The organism is Lysinibacillus sp. BPa_S21, assembly GCF_023337795.1.
Taxonomy (GTDB): Bacteria; Bacillota; Bacilli; order Bacillales_A; family Planococcaceae; genus Lysinibacillus.
Genome location: NZ_JALIRS010000015.1, coordinates 1 through 14,899, shown reverse-complemented (window position 1 = coordinate 14,899; position 14,899 = coordinate 1). Strand labels below are relative to the sequence as shown.

Below are 14,899 nucleotides of genomic sequence, written 5' to 3'. Positions count from 1 at the left end.
CGCTTGTTACAACGAATGAACCTTATTTCTCAAAGTATTCATGACATGTTCAACAAAGGTTAAAAGGCGATGAACGTTAGCTCTTCTGCAAAATGAGGGGGTGATTCTTGTTCCGATTAAGCGCTTTTCCTCGGGACATCAGAGCTACTGCGAAAGCGAAGATAAATACCCTCCAACAATTAATTGAGGACATGAACATTAACTGCCTAAGACTAATAATCATTGAGGTTGTACATCTGATTTAATCATTTCAAATAATAACGGTACATTCGTTCCGCGCTGTAACGAATTACAACCCTCCATTAAAAATGACCAGCTCATTTTCATTTTTTCTTTATACGGAAGCTCAGCGTTAACAGGAAGAAATTCTTTTAAAAATTCTTCTATGGAACCCGATAAACCTTCGATAAATTCATCAGCCTTTGGAACCTTTTCCGTTGCTACTTCATTGCGCTCATCCCATAATACATGCTCCAAATTTGTAGAAAAATAAAATAGTTGATAAGGTATTTTTAATCGATGAATGCTAAAATGATCATTCGCCACAAGGATTTTGGCATTATTCGCCTTCATTTCATTTCGTTGTTCAATTTGCGCCTTACGTTTTTCAGATTTCACCAATATTGCATCTTCTGTATAGTATAAATTTTGCTCAATATCTTCCTTCACCTTGACAAATTCAGGAGCAATAAAACAACCGTCTGCATCAGTAATATGAACGACAGCAGTTAAATCCTTCGCTAAAAACTTATACTTCTCCAAATAGTTCTGAATCACCCGTGCAACGCTATTTTTAATATTAGGTATTCGTTTATTGGCATCCCACTTCGTTAAAATATCCTCCCGTTGTACATCGAAGCGAATCGTTGAATTGGCAAAATGTTCATCTAGAAAATCCTCTAACACAATTTGCTCCGTCTGCCCCTCTACAATAATTAACAGAACCTTTTTAGTCACGCTGGACACCAGCTTTTCTAAAGGCACGCTTTATTTTAAATGTCTTCGTTTCCTTATAAACCTCTTCATCCTGTCCGCCCAACTGTATTGCACGTAAATAAACATCTCGAGCATTATTTACTTCTTTAATGCCCTTTAGCTGTAAATAACGACGATCCTCATTCGTTGTCGTAAACCATAAGTTTTTAATAGCTAACACCTCTAACACACGTAAATTATGAGACGTAAAAATAAGCTGGCCTTTTCCGCCCTCATCAATCACTGTTAACAACTCGCCTAACAAATATTCAAAAACCCCAGAATCTAATTCATCAATCACTACACAAGCATTTGGGTTATTGTAAACTGCAATAAGTACACTAAGCACAGAAATAATTTTTAAAATTCCTTCTGACTCTGTCCGTAATGGTAATTCGCGCTCCCCTCGCTGCGATAAAAATTCAAAACGGATTCCTTTTTCTCCATTATCCATTGTTTGTTTTGTCAGTACATGAATCTTTATAGACAGACCTGGAATAATTGCTGATAATACTTGATTACTTTGCTCTATTACTTCGCATAACACATAAAACGTGTCCTCTGGCAATAACGCTGGCCCCTTCAAATTGTAAGGGATTGAACCACGAGTTTTTTCAAGATGAATACTAAATGGCATACTGCGCTCTTCAAATAATGGTGCGATATTTTGATTATTAACGACATGTAAATCCTGATTAAAATCTATTGCTACATTATGAAGCAATTGCATTTCTAACGCTGATAACTTGTCCTGTAATAATGGCTTTAAATCTTTGTGGAAGACAAAGGACATATATTGTTTTTTAGATAATTGATGAGTGACTAGTAATTGGATACGTGTTTTTTCATTCATATCAGAAAGACTTGCTTTACGTAGTTGTATGTCTTCCTCTGTAACATTAATTAGAATCTTTGACCGCTTCCCTTTCTCATTTTCTCTGTAAGCTAAACGTTCAACTGTTGTGTACAGTCTATTTTCATCTGCTTGTAGCTCTACATAATAATTGAGAAAGAATGTGCCAAATTGATTTTCTACTAGAAAATCGAATTCAATACTTGCCGTATCCTTCCCTGCCATGATTAATTTCTTTTCCTGAGATGGTAATTTAATTTCAGCAATCCAGCCGGAAATAAGTGCTTTTAACAAGCCAAATGCATCAACAATAGTGGTTTTCCCTGAACCATTTTGTCCGTATAAGCCTACAACATTAGCCTTCAAAAACGTCTCGAAATCTACCGTTAACACCATTTCACCATGTCGTACATTTCGTAAATTTTGTACCTTTATTTTCTTGATTTTTATAATGGTCATTTCATTAACATCCTTTAATGATATTTCCTTCTATTATAATTAAATTTGATATATTTTATAACATTTTCCTTTTTAACATATTATATTTATCCATCAATACTAGTTTAATGCCTATGACATCCATAATAGTGGACATATGTTAGAAAAGAAAAAGCGAAGAAAGGTGTGTTTCATTGGTCAACCCTAGATTAAATCCTGAAGATCTTGATGTTAACATTCCGTTTCACCCTACAATGCCATCTGGTAGCCCTTATCCATCTTTAAACCCATTACCGTATCCACCACGCCCTTCGCAACCATATCCACCACATCCGCCACATCCATATCCACCGCGCCCTCCGCAGCCTTATCCACCACACCCTCCACATCCATATCCACCGCGCCCTCCGCAACCATATCCACCGCGCCCTCCGCATCCATATCCACCACGTCCACCGCAACCATATCCACCACGTCCACCACAACCATATCCACCACGTCCACCACAACCATATCCACCACGTCCACCACAACCATACCCGCCACGTCCGCCGCATCCATATCCACCACGTCCGATGCCATTTCCAGGCGGATATCCAGGCTTCCCTGGATTAAACCTACCAGGAATGTAGATTTGTCACCTAACATAATTGGGAGTTCATGATAACGACTATAGCAAAAAGGCTACCCAGAAGTTCTAAATGAACTATGGATAGCCTTTTTATAGTTTATAAAACAGGTTTGCTCTTCTTTATCAGCAGCTGTTGAAGGTTTATCAGCGATTCACTGAAAAATATTCACTAATGCATAAAAAAATCACTTCTCAAATTTGAGAAGTGATTTTTTGGGCTGGAGCCGTAGATTACATCATTCCTGGCATGCCGCCCATACCAGACATATCTGGCATTGCTGCGCCAGCTGGTTCTGGAATGTCTGCCACAACTGCTTCTGTTGTTAAGAATAGAGCTGCTACAGATGCTGCGTTTTGTAGAGCTGAGCGAGTTACTTTCGCTGGGTCTACTACACCCGCTTCAATCATGTTTACCCATTCGCCTGTTGCAGCGTTGAAGCCTACACCGATTTCTTCGCGTTTTAGGCGATCGACGATAATTGAGCCTTCTAGACCAGCATTGTTTGCGATTTGACGAACTGGCTCTTCTAAAGCACGTAGAACAATTTTCACACCAGTTGCTACATCGCCTTCTTCTGCATCTGCAACTTTTTCAACTGCTGCGTATACGTTAAGAAGTGCAGTACCACCACCTGATACGATGCCTTCTTCAACTGCTGCACGAGTAGAGTTAAGAGCATCTTCAATGCGAAGTTTGCGTTCTTTTAGTTCTGTTTCTGTTGCAGCACCAACTTTGATGACTGCTACACCACCTGCTAATTTTGCAAGGCGTTCTTGTAATTTTTCTTTATCGAATTCTGAAGTTGTTTCAGCAAGTTGAGCACGGATTTGACCAATACGGCCTTCGATTGCATCTGCACCGCCAACACCTTCTACGATTGTTGTATTGTCTTTTGTTACAACCACTTTTGCAGCGCGACCAAGTGATGTAACATCAGCTGTTTTAAGGTCTAAGCCTAATTCTTCTGTAATAACTTGACCACCTGTTAAAATAGCGATATCTTCAAGCATTGCTTTACGACGGTCACCAAATCCTGGAGCTTTAACCGCTACAGCATTGAAAGTACCACGTAGTTTGTTCACTACAAGTGTTGCAAGAGCTTCACCTTCAACATCTTCAGCGATGATTAATAATGGACGACCTTGTTGCACCACTTGTTCTAATAATGGTAATACTTCTTGGATGTTTGTAATTTTTTTATCAGTGATTAAAATGTATGGGTTGTCTAATACCGCTTCCATTTTATCTGTATCTGTTACCATGTAGTGTGATGCATAACCACGGTCGAATTGCATACCTTCCACTACATCAAGCTCAGTTGTGAAGCCTTTAGATTCTTCAATTGTAATAACACCATCGTTACCCACACGTTCCATTGCTTCAGCGATTAAGTGTCCTACTTCATCATCAGCAGCAGAGATAGCCGCAACTTGTGCGATTTCTTCTTTGTTGCTTACTGGGCGAGAAATAGCATGTAATTCAGTTAGAGCTGCTGCAACTGCTTTGTCGATCCCTTTACGAATGCCCACAGGATTTGCACCAGCTGTTACGTTTTTCAAGCCTTCACGAATAATTGCTTGTGCTAATACTGTCGCAGTTGTTGTTCCGTCACCAGCGATTTCGTTTGTTTTAGAAGCAACTTCTGCTACTAATTTTGCACCCATATTTTCGTATGGATTTTCTAGCTCAATTTCTTTTGCAATTGTTACACCATCATTTGTAATAAGTGGTGAACCGAATTTTTTTTCTAAAACTACGTTACGACCTTTAGGCCCTAGAGTAATTTTTACTGCGTTTGCTAATTTATCTACACCTTGTAGCATTAATGAACGAGCGTCTTCTGAGAATTTAATATCTTTTGCCATTTGAATTTACCCTCCTGAAATGGAATATTCGTTAAGCTTCATCAATATATTTATAGAAATTTCGCCATACTGTCATTGTCACCAATACATTTGTTTATCTGTGACAATCACTAACTTACAAAACTATTAACTTATTCAATAATTGCAAGAATATCGCTTTCGCGTAAAATTAGGTATTCATTACCTTCAAATTTAACTTCTGTACCAGAGTATTTAGAGAAAATAATGCGGTCGTCAACTTTAACGTCAAGCTCTACACGTTGCCCGTTCTCTAATATACGACCCGTCCCAACTGCTACAACTTTACCTTCTTGTGGTTTTTCTTTTGCAGAGTCTGGCAGCACAATACCGAATGCAGATTTTTCTTCTACCTCGATTAGTTCGATTACAATACGATCTCCTAGTGGTCTTAACAAGTGAAACAACCTCCTATTAGTGAAATATATGTTTTATGTTTATTAGCACTCTATCTAGTTGAGTGCTAATACAATTATTATGATAATCAATCACACTTTTTTTTGCAAGTCAGAACTTCGAAAAATTTTGTTTTCTTTCCATATTCCTCTACAATAGAAAGGTAGCATAATGAAATGGAAAGGATTTTGACTGTGACCAATTCTCAAAAAATAATTAAACATAAAAAAACAGCCCTGTATGTTTTACTGATCTATATCCTCATGCAATTATCAGGTACATGGCTGGTAAAACCGTTTCACAAGCTTGTTATGAGTACAACCGGTTTACCTAGTGAGCAAGCTGCTCTAATAACGCCAGGCTGGTATATCGCACTTAGCTTTGCCATTGCGTTAATTGTAAGCTTAATCATAACATCTCGCGATAAAACATTTTGGGATATTTATCAAGGAAAGAAAGAAACGATACCACTGTCAATTATGTGGGGAATTATTGGTTTCTTCTTAGTTTTCTTTGGCCAAATGATTGGCGCAGCAATCGAAATGGCTATATTCGGTATCCAAGGCGGGTCGCAAAACACAGCTGATATTGTCAATATTGCAAAAGGTGCTCCTATTGCGATATTCGCGATTGTCGTATTTGGACCAATATTAGAAGAGTTCGTCTTCCGCCGTGTGATTTTTGGATCGCTTGTCCAAACAACTAATTTCTGGGTAGCCGCTATCGTAAGCGCCATTTTCTTTGCACTTATTCATAACGACTTTACACATATTTTGCTTTATACAATTTGTGGATTGATTTTTGCCTTCTTATATCACAAAACGAAACGCATTTGGACGTCCATTATCGCCCACGTCATGCTGAACGGTTTTGTGACACTTGTACAAGTGTATGCAGAACCAATCCAAAAGTTTCTTCAAGAACTAGAAAAAATGCAATAAAAATCAGTGGGAGTTTTTCTTCCCACTGATTTTTAGTTAAAGTAAGCTGACGAAAAAGCCCGATGCCACTAATTAGCATCGAGCTTCTATTATTGTTGATTTAATTCTTCGATTTGACGTCTCTGCTGTTCAAGTGCCTCTTCAACTTGGCGTTTTTGCTCAGCTTCTCGTTCTTCTTTTAAACGTAACTCTTCTGATTTTAAATATTTACGATAGCCTATCTTAGCAACCCAAATACTAAACTCATAGAGCATAAACATCGGCACCGTTACGATTAAATGACTCATTAAATCAGGCGGTGTTATCATAGCCGCGATTACAAAAAGTGCAAAATAGGCGTACTTTCTGTTTTTTGCCATTATTTGTGGATTTAAAATTCCAAGACGAGCAAAAAATAAAAGTATAATCGGTAATTGGAATATAAATCCAAAAGGCAAAGTTATTTGAAATAAAAACGAAAAGTATTCATTTATTCCAATTGTTAACTTCACTCCGAGGCGAGCAGATAACTCAATCATAAAGTTTAATACATATGGAAATAAAATAAAGTAAGAAAAAACAATTCCAGATAAAAATAATATAAAAGTGAATGGTATATAACTTAATGTGACTTTACGTTCTTTTTCATATAGTCCTGGTGAAATAAATGCCCATAGCTGATATAAAATAATGGGAGAGGTCAACAAAAAAGCAATATAAAAAATCATTTGAAAATAAATTTTTATAGAATCTGTGATTCTGAAAGCGTTTAATGAGAAGCTTTGTGCTGTTTCACTGCTTTGTAAAAAATGAATAAGCGGCTCCGCTAAAAAAAACGCCCCGACAATCGCAATAACAAAGAAAACGACTGCGAAGTAAAGTCGTTTCCTTAATTCTTCTATATGCTCAATGACAGTTTGATCGTTTGCATTCATATTAGAAAGACATCCTTCAGTTACTTATCATCGTGTTCGATGACTTTCTTTTTATCTTTATCATTATCTTCATCTTCTACTAACCCTTTGGTAGCATTTTTAAACTCACGAAGTGTAGACCCCATAGCTTTCCCTAACTCTGGTAACTTTTTAGGACCAAAAATTAAGATAGCTACAATTCCGATAATGACCAAGCTCATAGGACCGATACCCATTTCAGCCACCTCCTCTTATATATGATACATTTTAACTCAAGTATGAGTATTTGGCTAACTAAATATATGTGAAATTTTTAAGACTAATTTTTTAAATATACAAATATAATAGTTCAAACTGTTTACTAAGTTTTCAATGCACTATGTAATTATTCACTCTTCCTGATTACGAATTAAATAAATAAGTGCCTGCAATTCTACCGACAAATCAATTGTTAAAAGTTGCATTTTATCTGGTACAGTAATACGCTCTGGCGTAAAGTTCAAAATTCCTTTTGCGTTCATGACCGCTAATCTATCAGCCATTTTCTGTGCAGAGCGTGGTGAAACTGTTAAAATTGCAAGCTCCGCCCCATATTCTGCATACTTTTCTTCCAATAAATCAGGATGAAAAACAGGAATATTGCTAATCATCTTCCCTTCCTTTGGGGCCTTTGAGTCAAATGCCACAACGATATGAGTATTATGATTTTTTTGAAAATTATATTTTAGTAAAGCACTGCCTAGATTCCCTACACCGATTAACGCTACCTTTGTCGCTTCATGTTGATCGAGCGTTTGACTAAAAAATTTTAAGAGATGCTGCACATCATAGCCGTATCCCTTTTTCCCAAGAGCACCAAAATAAGAAAAATCGCGGCGAATAGTTGCAGAGTCAATTTTCATTGCTTCACTCAGTTCCTTCGACGAAATGCGTTCCATGCCTTCTTGTGCAAAGTTTTGGATAAATCGATAGTAAAGAGGAAGTCTTTTCGTAGTGGCTTGTGGAATTTTTAATTCTTGTTTCAAACTTTTTCCTCCTTATAATGTATCTACTTATGATACATGCTTAATTTCTAAGTTTATACTATTCACTGGAGTATTTCCCTTTAGTTAATGGCGCTTTTACGCCACTAACTAAAGGGAAATCGTTTCAATCTTACATGACAGCTTGGAATAAGTAAAGCATCGACATTGCAAGGCAATCGCACATCTATTACACTAAGGAAGAATTGAGGTGTCAAGAATGATTGTTTTACAGGTCAATCAACTATATAAATCCTTCCTTGCAGATGAAATTTTAAGTGGCGTAAAATTAGAGGTTCAACATCGTGACCGTGTTGCATTAGTAGGTCGTAACGGTGCTGGTAAGTCTACTTTACTTAAAATAATTGCTGGCCAACTGTCCTATGACTCTGGCGATATTATTATCCCTAAAGGTATACAAATTGGGTACTTAGAGCAGCATGCTGGATTAAACTCAACATTGTCAATTTGGGATGAAATGATGACAATTTTTGAGCCACTTATTGCCCAAGAACAAACAATACGATCATTAGAACAACAAATGGCCGACCCAGCTGTTTATGAAAATCCAACTTTATATGCAAAAATAATGTCTGAATACGATCATTTACAGCATAATTTTAAAGATGCAGGTGGCTATCAGTATGAATCTGATACGCGTTCTGTGCTTCATGGCATGCAGTTCTATCCTAATGATTACGAAAAGCCAATTAGCTCACTATCAGGGGGGCAAAGGACTCGATTAGCACTTGCTAAGCTTCTTTTAAGTAAACCTGACCTATTAATACTCGATGAACCTACTAACCATTTAGATATTGAAACCCTCTCTTGGTTGGAATCATATTTAAAAGGCTATGAAGGAGCTATCCTAATTGTTTCCCATGACCGCTACTTCTTAGACCAGGTTGTTTCCATTGTCTACGAAGTCTCTCGTCATCGCGTCACAAAATATACAGGCAATTATAGTGCCTATTTAGATGAAAAAGCGAAAAATTATGAACGTGATTTAAAGCTTTATGAACGTCAGCAAGATGAAAAGGCAAAACTTGAAGAATTTATTCAAAAAAACATCGCTCGTGCTTCTACGACTAAAATGGCACAAAGCCGTCGTAAAATGCTTGAACGAACGGAATGGATGGACTCCCCTGATGGTGATGAAAAATCAGCAAGCTTCGGTTTTACAATTGAACGTCAAAGTGGTAACGATGTATTATCTGTCGATGACTTAGCTATTGGTTACGGTGATAAGAAAATATCAGACGGCATCACATTACGTACTTTCCGGGAAGATCGTATTGCACTTGTTGGACCAAATGGCGTTGGTAAATCGACTTTGTTAAAAACTATCGTCAAAGACTTGCTACCACTCTCTGGAGAGATTCGCTATGGTACAAATGTTCAAATTGGTTATTATGATCAAGAACAGGCCAAGCTATCAAGCAACAAAAGTGTTCTAAAAGAGCTATGGGATGAATGGCCTTTAATGAATGAAAAAGATATTCGCACAGTGCTAGGCCGTTTCTTATTCAGTGGAGAAGATGTAGATAAAATCGTGTCATCTTTATCTGGTGGAGAAAAGGCTAGACTTGCATTAGCTAAGTTGATGATGCAAAAGGCAAATTTCTTAATTCTCGATGAGCCTACCAATCACTTAGACTTAGACAGTAAAGAAATACTAGAAAATGCACTGATTGATTATCCTGGAACGCTCTTATTTGTATCACATGACCGATATTTCATCAATCGAATTACTACTAAAGTAATCGAACTATCCGGTGATGGTTCCTTTGAGTACTTAGGTGACTATGATTATTATCTTGAAAAGAAACAAGAGCTCCTAGAAATTGCTCAAATGAAGGCTGCCTCTCAACCGCAAGTACAAGCTGATGTTCCTGAGAAACTCTCTACCTCTAAAATTGATAAAGAGGCTAAAAAAAGGGAACGCCAAATTAGACGCGCACTTGAGGAACTAGAGGGGGAAATGCAGCATGTCAATACTGAAATAGCCCGCTTAGAAGAAGCTCTTTGCGATCCTGAGATTTTTACAGATCACGAAAAAATTACTCAGCTTCAAGAGGAATTATCAACTGCTAAGGAACAGTATGAGTTGTTCGAAATGGAATGGCTTGAGCTAAGTGAGGAACTTGAAAATATAATTTTATAATATCCTTCCCTATGAGGAGGAATATTAATTGTAAAGCCATGCGCCTTGTCGCATGGCTTTTTACTTTACTCGTGTTGTTTTTTCATATATATTGGTCAAGTGCTATTTTTCGACAAAAAATGCCCACAACTTTATACACACTATAAATCTAGTAATACCAACATATCAACAGACTTTTCCACATTGTCCACAATTCAAAAATATTTTATTCACATTATTCTGTGCAAAATAGCCTACTATATATTGAATAATCACAAGTTATACACAAGTTATCAACATTTTGTGCATAAGTACGAATGTTCGCTCTTTTATTTCTGCCTTACCTGTGGATAATTTTCTGAAAAATTTGTCAACTGAACATACTCAAATTTTCTTATTTATAATGTTTTCTCTACATTTTTTTCACAAAAACAAAAGAGGTATTTTAGAATCCAATCTAAAATACCCCTTTCTATCTTACACCCAGGATTTTAACTCCATTCCAGGGCGACCATTCATTGATAAATTACCACGAATACCTGCTTCAAACATAGGTGTTGCTGCTGCCCCTATCATAGCGGCATTATCTGTACACAGCTTTAATGGTGGTACATACAAAGGAATACCTTCTTCCACAAATACAGACTCAAGCGATGTACGTAAGCCTTTATTTGCCGCTACACCTCCAGCTGCAATAACTTGTTTCACTTTATATTCACGTGCTGCCCGTAATGTTTTCGCTGTTAGCACTTCAACTACGCTATCTTGAAATCCTTTTGCAACGGCAGTCGGAGAAATCTCTTCACCACGCTGATCCATGTTATGCTTATAATTGATAACCGCTGATTTCAAACCGCTAAAGCTAAAATCATATGAATCTTCTTCTAACCACACTCTTGGGAAGGATACAGCCTCTTCTCCCTCATGTGCTAATTTATCGATTCGCGGACCACCTGGATATGGTAAATTTAAAACACGAGCTACCTTATCATAAGCCTCCCCTGCTGCATCGTCTCTTGTCTCACCGATGACTTCAAAAGAGCCATGTTCTTTCATATAAACTAGCTCTGTATGGCCACCTGATACAACAAGCGCTAACAATGGGAATTCCATTGGCTGCACAAGTGCATTAGCATATATATGTCCAGCTATATGATGTACACCTATAATCGGTAAATTGTTGGCAAATGCAAAGGCCTTTGCGGCATTAATCCCAATTAACAATGCACCTACAAGACCAGGTCCCTCAGTAACTGCCACAGCATCTAAATCCTCTGGCGCCATATTTGCCTGTACTAACGCTTCTTCTATGACCAATGTAATTTGCTCAACATGATGACGAGATGCAATTTCAGGTACAACGCCACCAAACCGTTTATGACTTTCTATTTGAGATGCAACCACATTTGAAACAATTTCAGAGCCATTTCGAATAATTGCTGCTGCTGTTTCATCACAGCTTGATTCTATTGCTAATATAATTCGATCTTCCATCATAAATTCACCCACATGACAAGGGCATCCTCCCCGTTATCTGTATAATAGCCTTTACGTATGCCGCCGTCCTGGAAATCAAGCTTTCTATAAAGATTTTGAGCAACTGTATTTGTTACTCGTACCTCTAAACTCATAACTTCCATAGTATGCTCTCTAGCAATACGCATTGCCTCACGCATTAAACCTTCGCCAATTCCGCGACCTCGAGCAGCCTCAATGACGGCAACGTTTGTAATTTGCGCTGCGTCTATAACCATCCACATTCCACAAAAACCTATAATGTTATTATATTCATCTATAGCAAGCACATAATGCGCATACTGATTTTCATGCACTTCATAATAAAAAGAATCTAACGTCCATGGTGCAGGAAATGTAGCAAGCTCAATTTCATACACTACTGGGACATCTTCAGATACCATTTTACGATATGTTACATTACTACTCATGTGCCTTCTCCTTTTGTTCCTTCAGCCAATTAGCCTCCGCCTCTGCAATACGTTTGTATTGCGGGACAAAATGATGAACTTCATCCACACTTGGTAGCTCCATTTTCGACGCTAATCGAACGGTTTCACTTGCTCGTGGTAAGTCATTACTAAAAGGTATACGTTGCGCATAATCACCTAGAACCTCTACGATTTTATGCCAAAAAATATCTACATCTACCCCAATAAATAAAATTGGTGCCTCTAAAGCCTGTAAACGCTCTAACAAGCCCTCAATATGATCGTGATAATCATCTATGACTGTTTCAAGCTCACGTCCTTTATAAACGGCCGTATAGACATTGCCTCTTCGTGCATCAAAAATAGGACAAATAAATCCATCATATATTGCTGCATTTGCAGCCAATGACTTTAAGCTAGATATTCCAACTAAAGGCTTTTTCAATGTCCAAGCTAATGTTTTAGCAAGCGTTACACCTATTCGTACACCTGTATAAGAACCAGGTCCCTGTGATACAGCAATCGCATCCAACTCGCTTGGCTTTATACCGGCCTTTGCTAGCACTTCTTCAATGGCCGGCATAGCACCTGCTGAATGTGTTAATTTTATATTTTGTACAATCTCCGCGATCACTTTCCCATCCCTTATTACCGCAATAGAAAGTGGTGCATTCGCTGTTTCAATCCCTAACCAAATCATTTCATTAGCTCCTCACATAATGCCTCATATCGCTTTCCACGAGGTGTTAATACAAATCGTCGTTGATTTTCTCCGATTCGGTAAATTTCTATTCCAAGACGCTCCTGTGGTAAATCCTGCTCAATCAAATGAGCCCACTCGACAACTGATACCGCATCACTATAAAATAGTTCGTCCCAGCCAAGATCTTCATCGCTTTCTGCTAAACGATAAACATCTAAATGATTAAATGGTAAACGCCCTTCATATTGCTTTACAATCGTAAATGTTGGGCTATTGACCGTTCTCGTCACGCCAAGTCCCTTCGCTAATGCTTTCGTAAATGTCGTCTTACCAGCGCCCAAATCACCCTCTAATGTAATTGTATCCTGGGCTTCTAATAAGCTTGCTAGCTTCAACGCAAAATTCTCCGTATCATCAAGTGAATTCATTATTTTTTCATACATCATCTCTTTTTCCTCTCCTAGCTCCATTACCTCTAGTTTACCGAAACTAGCGTAAATGTTCAAAACATCCAATGGGTTTCAAAAAAAACAATTACACCTTGGCGTAATTGTTCAGCTTGTCGACAAATATAAATTACTGTGTATCTAACAAAAAGATAATGGCATAGGTTTTTATACAAGACCAAACCTTGCCATATAAGATCGTTTCGACGCCACTTGCATAAAGCTTATGCAATTCATCATTAGCCTGAAACAGTAAGTCTTGGCTAACCAAACTTCGTTGACGATACTGAATAAAGATAAAACATGCTTATAAAAAGCGCGCTTATTTTTTATGCCCCTTGACCTCACTAACCTTTTTATCTACCAATTTATCATCTTTAAATCGCACTATATATGTTTTGGTCATAAGTATTTCATCATTCCAGCGGTATTGACCATCTTTTACTAATTCCCCTGCTCCCCCTGCAATTTTTACTACTTCCATATATGTCATACCTTCTTTTAATTTTTCAAATTCGGCTTGATTCATATTTTTCTGCCAGTGGTACGCATTGGACTCCTCTATATCTAAAATAGGATCTCCACAGCCTGCTAGTATTACAATAGCACCTATAAACAAAGTTATATTAAGACGTTTTATGTAAAAATATTTTCGCATACTAACACCTCCAAATTCTTCATACGAGAGGAATCGATATAAATAGTCACCCTTATTAACGGGCTGTTATTTTTCTGTACCGTTAGCGAAGCGTTAGGTACAAAACTCACCTCAAAATTCAGCGAAAGCAAAGAAGGTTTAATTAGGGGGTTAACCGGCCGTAAAACCTGATTATGAGTCTTATTGTTTAATGCTCTATTTTTCTTCAAGCGATCTGGTAACTGACTGCACGCCTTCATAGCGTGTTTACATAAACAGCCTAGAATCTTTGTTAACGAGATATTTTGGTTTAAGTGTTGGGACATTAACTTTGATCTACAAATCCATGCCCCTAAAAAAATATAATACTAAATTTATCGATATCCACTAATTTCCTTATATTAACAATAAAAAAAGTTCTTATGATTGAAAAGCATCATAAGAACTATATTATCGTTTATAATGGCGGTCCCGACCGGGATCGAACCGGCGATCTCCTGCGTGACAGGCAGGCATGTTAACCGCTACACCACGGGACCTCTCTAAGACATTTATAAATATATCATAGAAAAATAATACCTGCAATATTTTTTTATTGTTTTTTTATATTTTTTTCATTTTTATAGTCTCTATTTTTGTTAGGCACCACCTTTGATTAAGTAGATTCCACAAATCTTTGGAGTTTTGGATTTATTAATTTTTGATTCATAAGAAGCAGCATTATATGCTTAATTTTTAGAATACAGTCGAAAAAGAGCAACTACGATAACTAGTATTTGTAGTTGCCACTTACATTGTTTCACGCTTTAACTTTGTGTCCGTACTAACATTTAAATATAAAAAAAAAGCCAGCATACAGCTGACTGTCTAAATTGCCTAGCGACGTCCTACTCTCACAGGGGGAAGCCCCCAACTACCATCGGCGCTAAAGAGCTTAACTTCCGTGTTCGGTATGGGAACGGGTGTGACCTCTTTGCCATCATCACTAGAC

General features: G+C 37.6%; 15 protein-coding genes, 1 tRNA gene and 1 rRNA gene. 2 read left to right on the top strand and 15 right to left on the bottom strand.

The annotated features are described in order from the left end of the window. Window positions 1-219 precede the first annotated feature (219 nt). The 5 genes from MOK21_RS20815 to groES all read right to left on the bottom strand — a co-directional run bounded on the left by MOK21_RS20815 (window position 220) and on the right by groES (window position 5,179). Window positions 220-957 (bottom strand): hypothetical protein, encoded by a 738-nt coding sequence (locus MOK21_RS20815; RefSeq protein WP_249075864.1) that lies wholly within the window; start codon window positions 955-957, stop codon window positions 220-222. Further along, window positions 950-2,287, bottom strand: coding sequence for an AAA family ATPase (locus MOK21_RS20810; RefSeq protein WP_249075863.1), 1,338 nt, complete (start codon window positions 2,285-2,287; stop codon window positions 950-952). Before MOK21_RS20810 ends, MOK21_RS20815 begins: the two co-directional genes overlap by 8 nt. 228 nt (window positions 2,288-2,515) lie before the next feature. Next, window positions 2,516-2,914 carry a hypothetical protein gene (locus MOK21_RS20805; RefSeq protein ID WP_249075862.1) on the bottom strand — a complete coding sequence of 133 codons (399 nt, stop codon included), beginning with the start codon at window positions 2,912-2,914 and terminating at the stop codon, window positions 2,516-2,518. A gap of 214 nt (window positions 2,915-3,128) precedes the next feature. After that, entirely contained in the window at window positions 3,129-4,763 is a 1,635-nt protein-coding gene (groL, locus tag MOK21_RS20800) for a chaperonin GroEL (protein ID WP_249075861.1), read from the bottom strand. A 131-nt stretch (window positions 4,764-4,894) separates the two neighbouring features. Continuing rightward, window positions 4,895-5,179 carry a co-chaperone GroES gene (groES, locus tag MOK21_RS20795; RefSeq protein ID WP_249075860.1) on the bottom strand — a complete coding sequence of 95 codons (285 nt, stop codon included), beginning with the start codon at window positions 5,177-5,179 and terminating at the stop codon, window positions 4,895-4,897. Between the two features lie 174 nt (window positions 5,180-5,353). Here groES and MOK21_RS20790 point away from each other — a divergent pair, with 174 nt between their 5' ends. After that, on the top strand, window positions 5,354-6,118 hold the full coding sequence (locus MOK21_RS20790; protein ID WP_249075859.1) for a CPBP family intramembrane glutamic endopeptidase: 765 nt from the start codon (window positions 5,354-5,356) through the stop codon (window positions 6,116-6,118). An 89-nt stretch (window positions 6,119-6,207) separates the two neighbouring features. Here MOK21_RS20790 and tatC read toward each other — a convergent pair whose 3' ends face one another. From tatC to MOK21_RS20775, 3 genes are all read right to left on the bottom strand, one after another. Beyond that, window positions 6,208-7,032, bottom strand: a complete 825-nt coding sequence (tatC, locus tag MOK21_RS20785; RefSeq protein WP_249075858.1) for a twin-arginine translocase subunit TatC — start codon at window positions 7,030-7,032, stop codon at window positions 6,208-6,210. Window positions 7,033-7,052: 20 nt separating this feature from the next. Then, window positions 7,053-7,247, bottom strand: coding sequence for a twin-arginine translocase TatA/TatE family subunit (locus MOK21_RS20780; RefSeq protein ID WP_249075857.1), 195 nt, complete (start codon window positions 7,245-7,247; stop codon window positions 7,053-7,055). Between the two features lie 153 nt (window positions 7,248-7,400). Further along, entirely contained in the window at window positions 7,401-8,036 is a 636-nt protein-coding gene (locus tag MOK21_RS20775) for a redox-sensing transcriptional repressor Rex (protein WP_132364235.1), read from the bottom strand. 217 nt (window positions 8,037-8,253) lie between these two features. Between MOK21_RS20775 and MOK21_RS20770 the strand changes: the two genes are divergently transcribed. Beyond that, the gene (locus MOK21_RS20770; RefSeq protein WP_249075920.1) at window positions 8,254-10,197 is read left to right on the top strand and encodes an ABC transporter ATP-binding protein; all 1,944 of its coding nucleotides are present in this window, start codon (window positions 8,254-8,256) and stop codon (window positions 10,195-10,197) included. A gap of 456 nt (window positions 10,198-10,653) precedes the next feature. Here the strand turns inward: MOK21_RS20770 and tsaD are convergent, their stop codons facing one another. From tsaD to rrf, 7 genes are all read right to left on the bottom strand, one after another. Further along, window positions 10,654-11,673: a tRNA (adenosine(37)-N6)-threonylcarbamoyltransferase complex transferase subunit TsaD gene (tsaD, locus tag MOK21_RS20765; RefSeq protein ID WP_249075856.1), complete on the bottom strand. Its 1,020-nt coding sequence runs from the start codon at window positions 11,671-11,673 to the stop codon at window positions 10,654-10,656. After that, entirely contained in the window at window positions 11,670-12,122 is a 453-nt protein-coding gene (rimI, locus tag MOK21_RS20760; RefSeq protein ID WP_249075855.1) for a ribosomal protein S18-alanine N-acetyltransferase, read from the bottom strand. The genes tsaD and rimI overlap by 4 nt, the downstream gene beginning before the upstream one ends. Continuing rightward, window positions 12,115-12,822, bottom strand: a complete 708-nt coding sequence (tsaB, locus tag MOK21_RS20755) for a tRNA (adenosine(37)-N6)-threonylcarbamoyltransferase complex dimerization subunit type 1 TsaB (RefSeq protein WP_249075854.1) — start codon at window positions 12,820-12,822, stop codon at window positions 12,115-12,117. Before tsaB ends, rimI begins: the two co-directional genes overlap by 8 nt. Then, window positions 12,819-13,268: a tRNA (adenosine(37)-N6)-threonylcarbamoyltransferase complex ATPase subunit type 1 TsaE gene (gene tsaE / locus MOK21_RS20750; RefSeq protein ID WP_249075919.1), complete on the bottom strand. Its 450-nt coding sequence runs from the start codon at window positions 13,266-13,268 to the stop codon at window positions 12,819-12,821. Before tsaE ends, tsaB begins: the two co-directional genes overlap by 4 nt. 325 nt (window positions 13,269-13,593) lie before the next feature. Next, window positions 13,594-13,929, bottom strand: a complete 336-nt coding sequence (locus MOK21_RS20745) for a hypothetical protein (RefSeq protein ID WP_249075853.1) — start codon at window positions 13,927-13,929, stop codon at window positions 13,594-13,596. A 442-nt stretch (window positions 13,930-14,371) separates the two neighbouring features. After that, window positions 14,372-14,447 (bottom strand) — tRNA-Asp (locus tag MOK21_RS20740). 335 nt (window positions 14,448-14,782) lie between these two features. After that, window positions 14,783-14,898: ribosomal RNA gene (rrf, locus tag MOK21_RS20735) — 5S ribosomal RNA — on the bottom strand. Between the last annotated feature and the right edge of the window lies 1 nt (window position 14,899).

What these genes read in the sequence shown, in the direction of transcription:
- MOK21_RS20810 (WP_249075863.1), bottom strand. Translation starts at nt 2,287, where the DNA reads ATGACCATTATAAAAATCAAGAAAATAAAGGTACAAAATTTACGAAAT.
- MOK21_RS20805 (WP_249075862.1), bottom strand. Translation starts at nt 2,914, where the DNA reads ATGTTAGGTGACAAATCTACATTCCTGGTAGGTTTAATCCAGGGAAGC.
- groL (WP_249075861.1), bottom strand. Translation starts at nt 4,763, where the DNA reads ATGGCAAAAGATATTAAATTCTCAGAAGACGCTCGTTCATTAATGCTA.
- MOK21_RS20790 (WP_249075859.1), top strand. Translation starts at nt 5,354, where the DNA reads ATGGAAAGGATTTTGACTGTGACCAATTCTCAAAAAATAATTAAACAT.
- tatC (WP_249075858.1), bottom strand. Translation starts at nt 7,032, where the DNA reads ATGAATGCAAACGATCAAACTGTCATTGAGCATATAGAAGAATTAAGG.
- MOK21_RS20780 (WP_249075857.1), bottom strand. Translation starts at nt 7,247, where the DNA reads ATGGGTATCGGTCCTATGAGCTTGGTCATTATCGGAATTGTAGCTATC.
- MOK21_RS20770 (WP_249075920.1), top strand. Translation starts at nt 8,254, where the DNA reads ATGATTGTTTTACAGGTCAATCAACTATATAAATCCTTCCTTGCAGAT.
- tsaD (WP_249075856.1), bottom strand. Translation starts at nt 11,673, where the DNA reads ATGATGGAAGATCGAATTATATTAGCAATAGAATCAAGCTGTGATGAA.
- rimI (WP_249075855.1), bottom strand. Translation starts at nt 12,122, where the DNA reads ATGAGTAGTAATGTAACATATCGTAAAATGGTATCTGAAGATGTCCCA.
- tsaB (WP_249075854.1), bottom strand. Translation starts at nt 12,822, where the DNA reads ATGATTTGGTTAGGGATTGAAACAGCGAATGCACCACTTTCTATTGCG.
- tsaE (WP_249075919.1), bottom strand. Translation starts at nt 13,268, where the DNA reads ATGTATGAAAAAATAATGAATTCACTTGATGATACGGAGAATTTTGCG.
- MOK21_RS20745 (WP_249075853.1), bottom strand. Translation starts at nt 13,929, where the DNA reads ATGCGAAAATATTTTTACATAAAACGTCTTAATATAACTTTGTTTATA.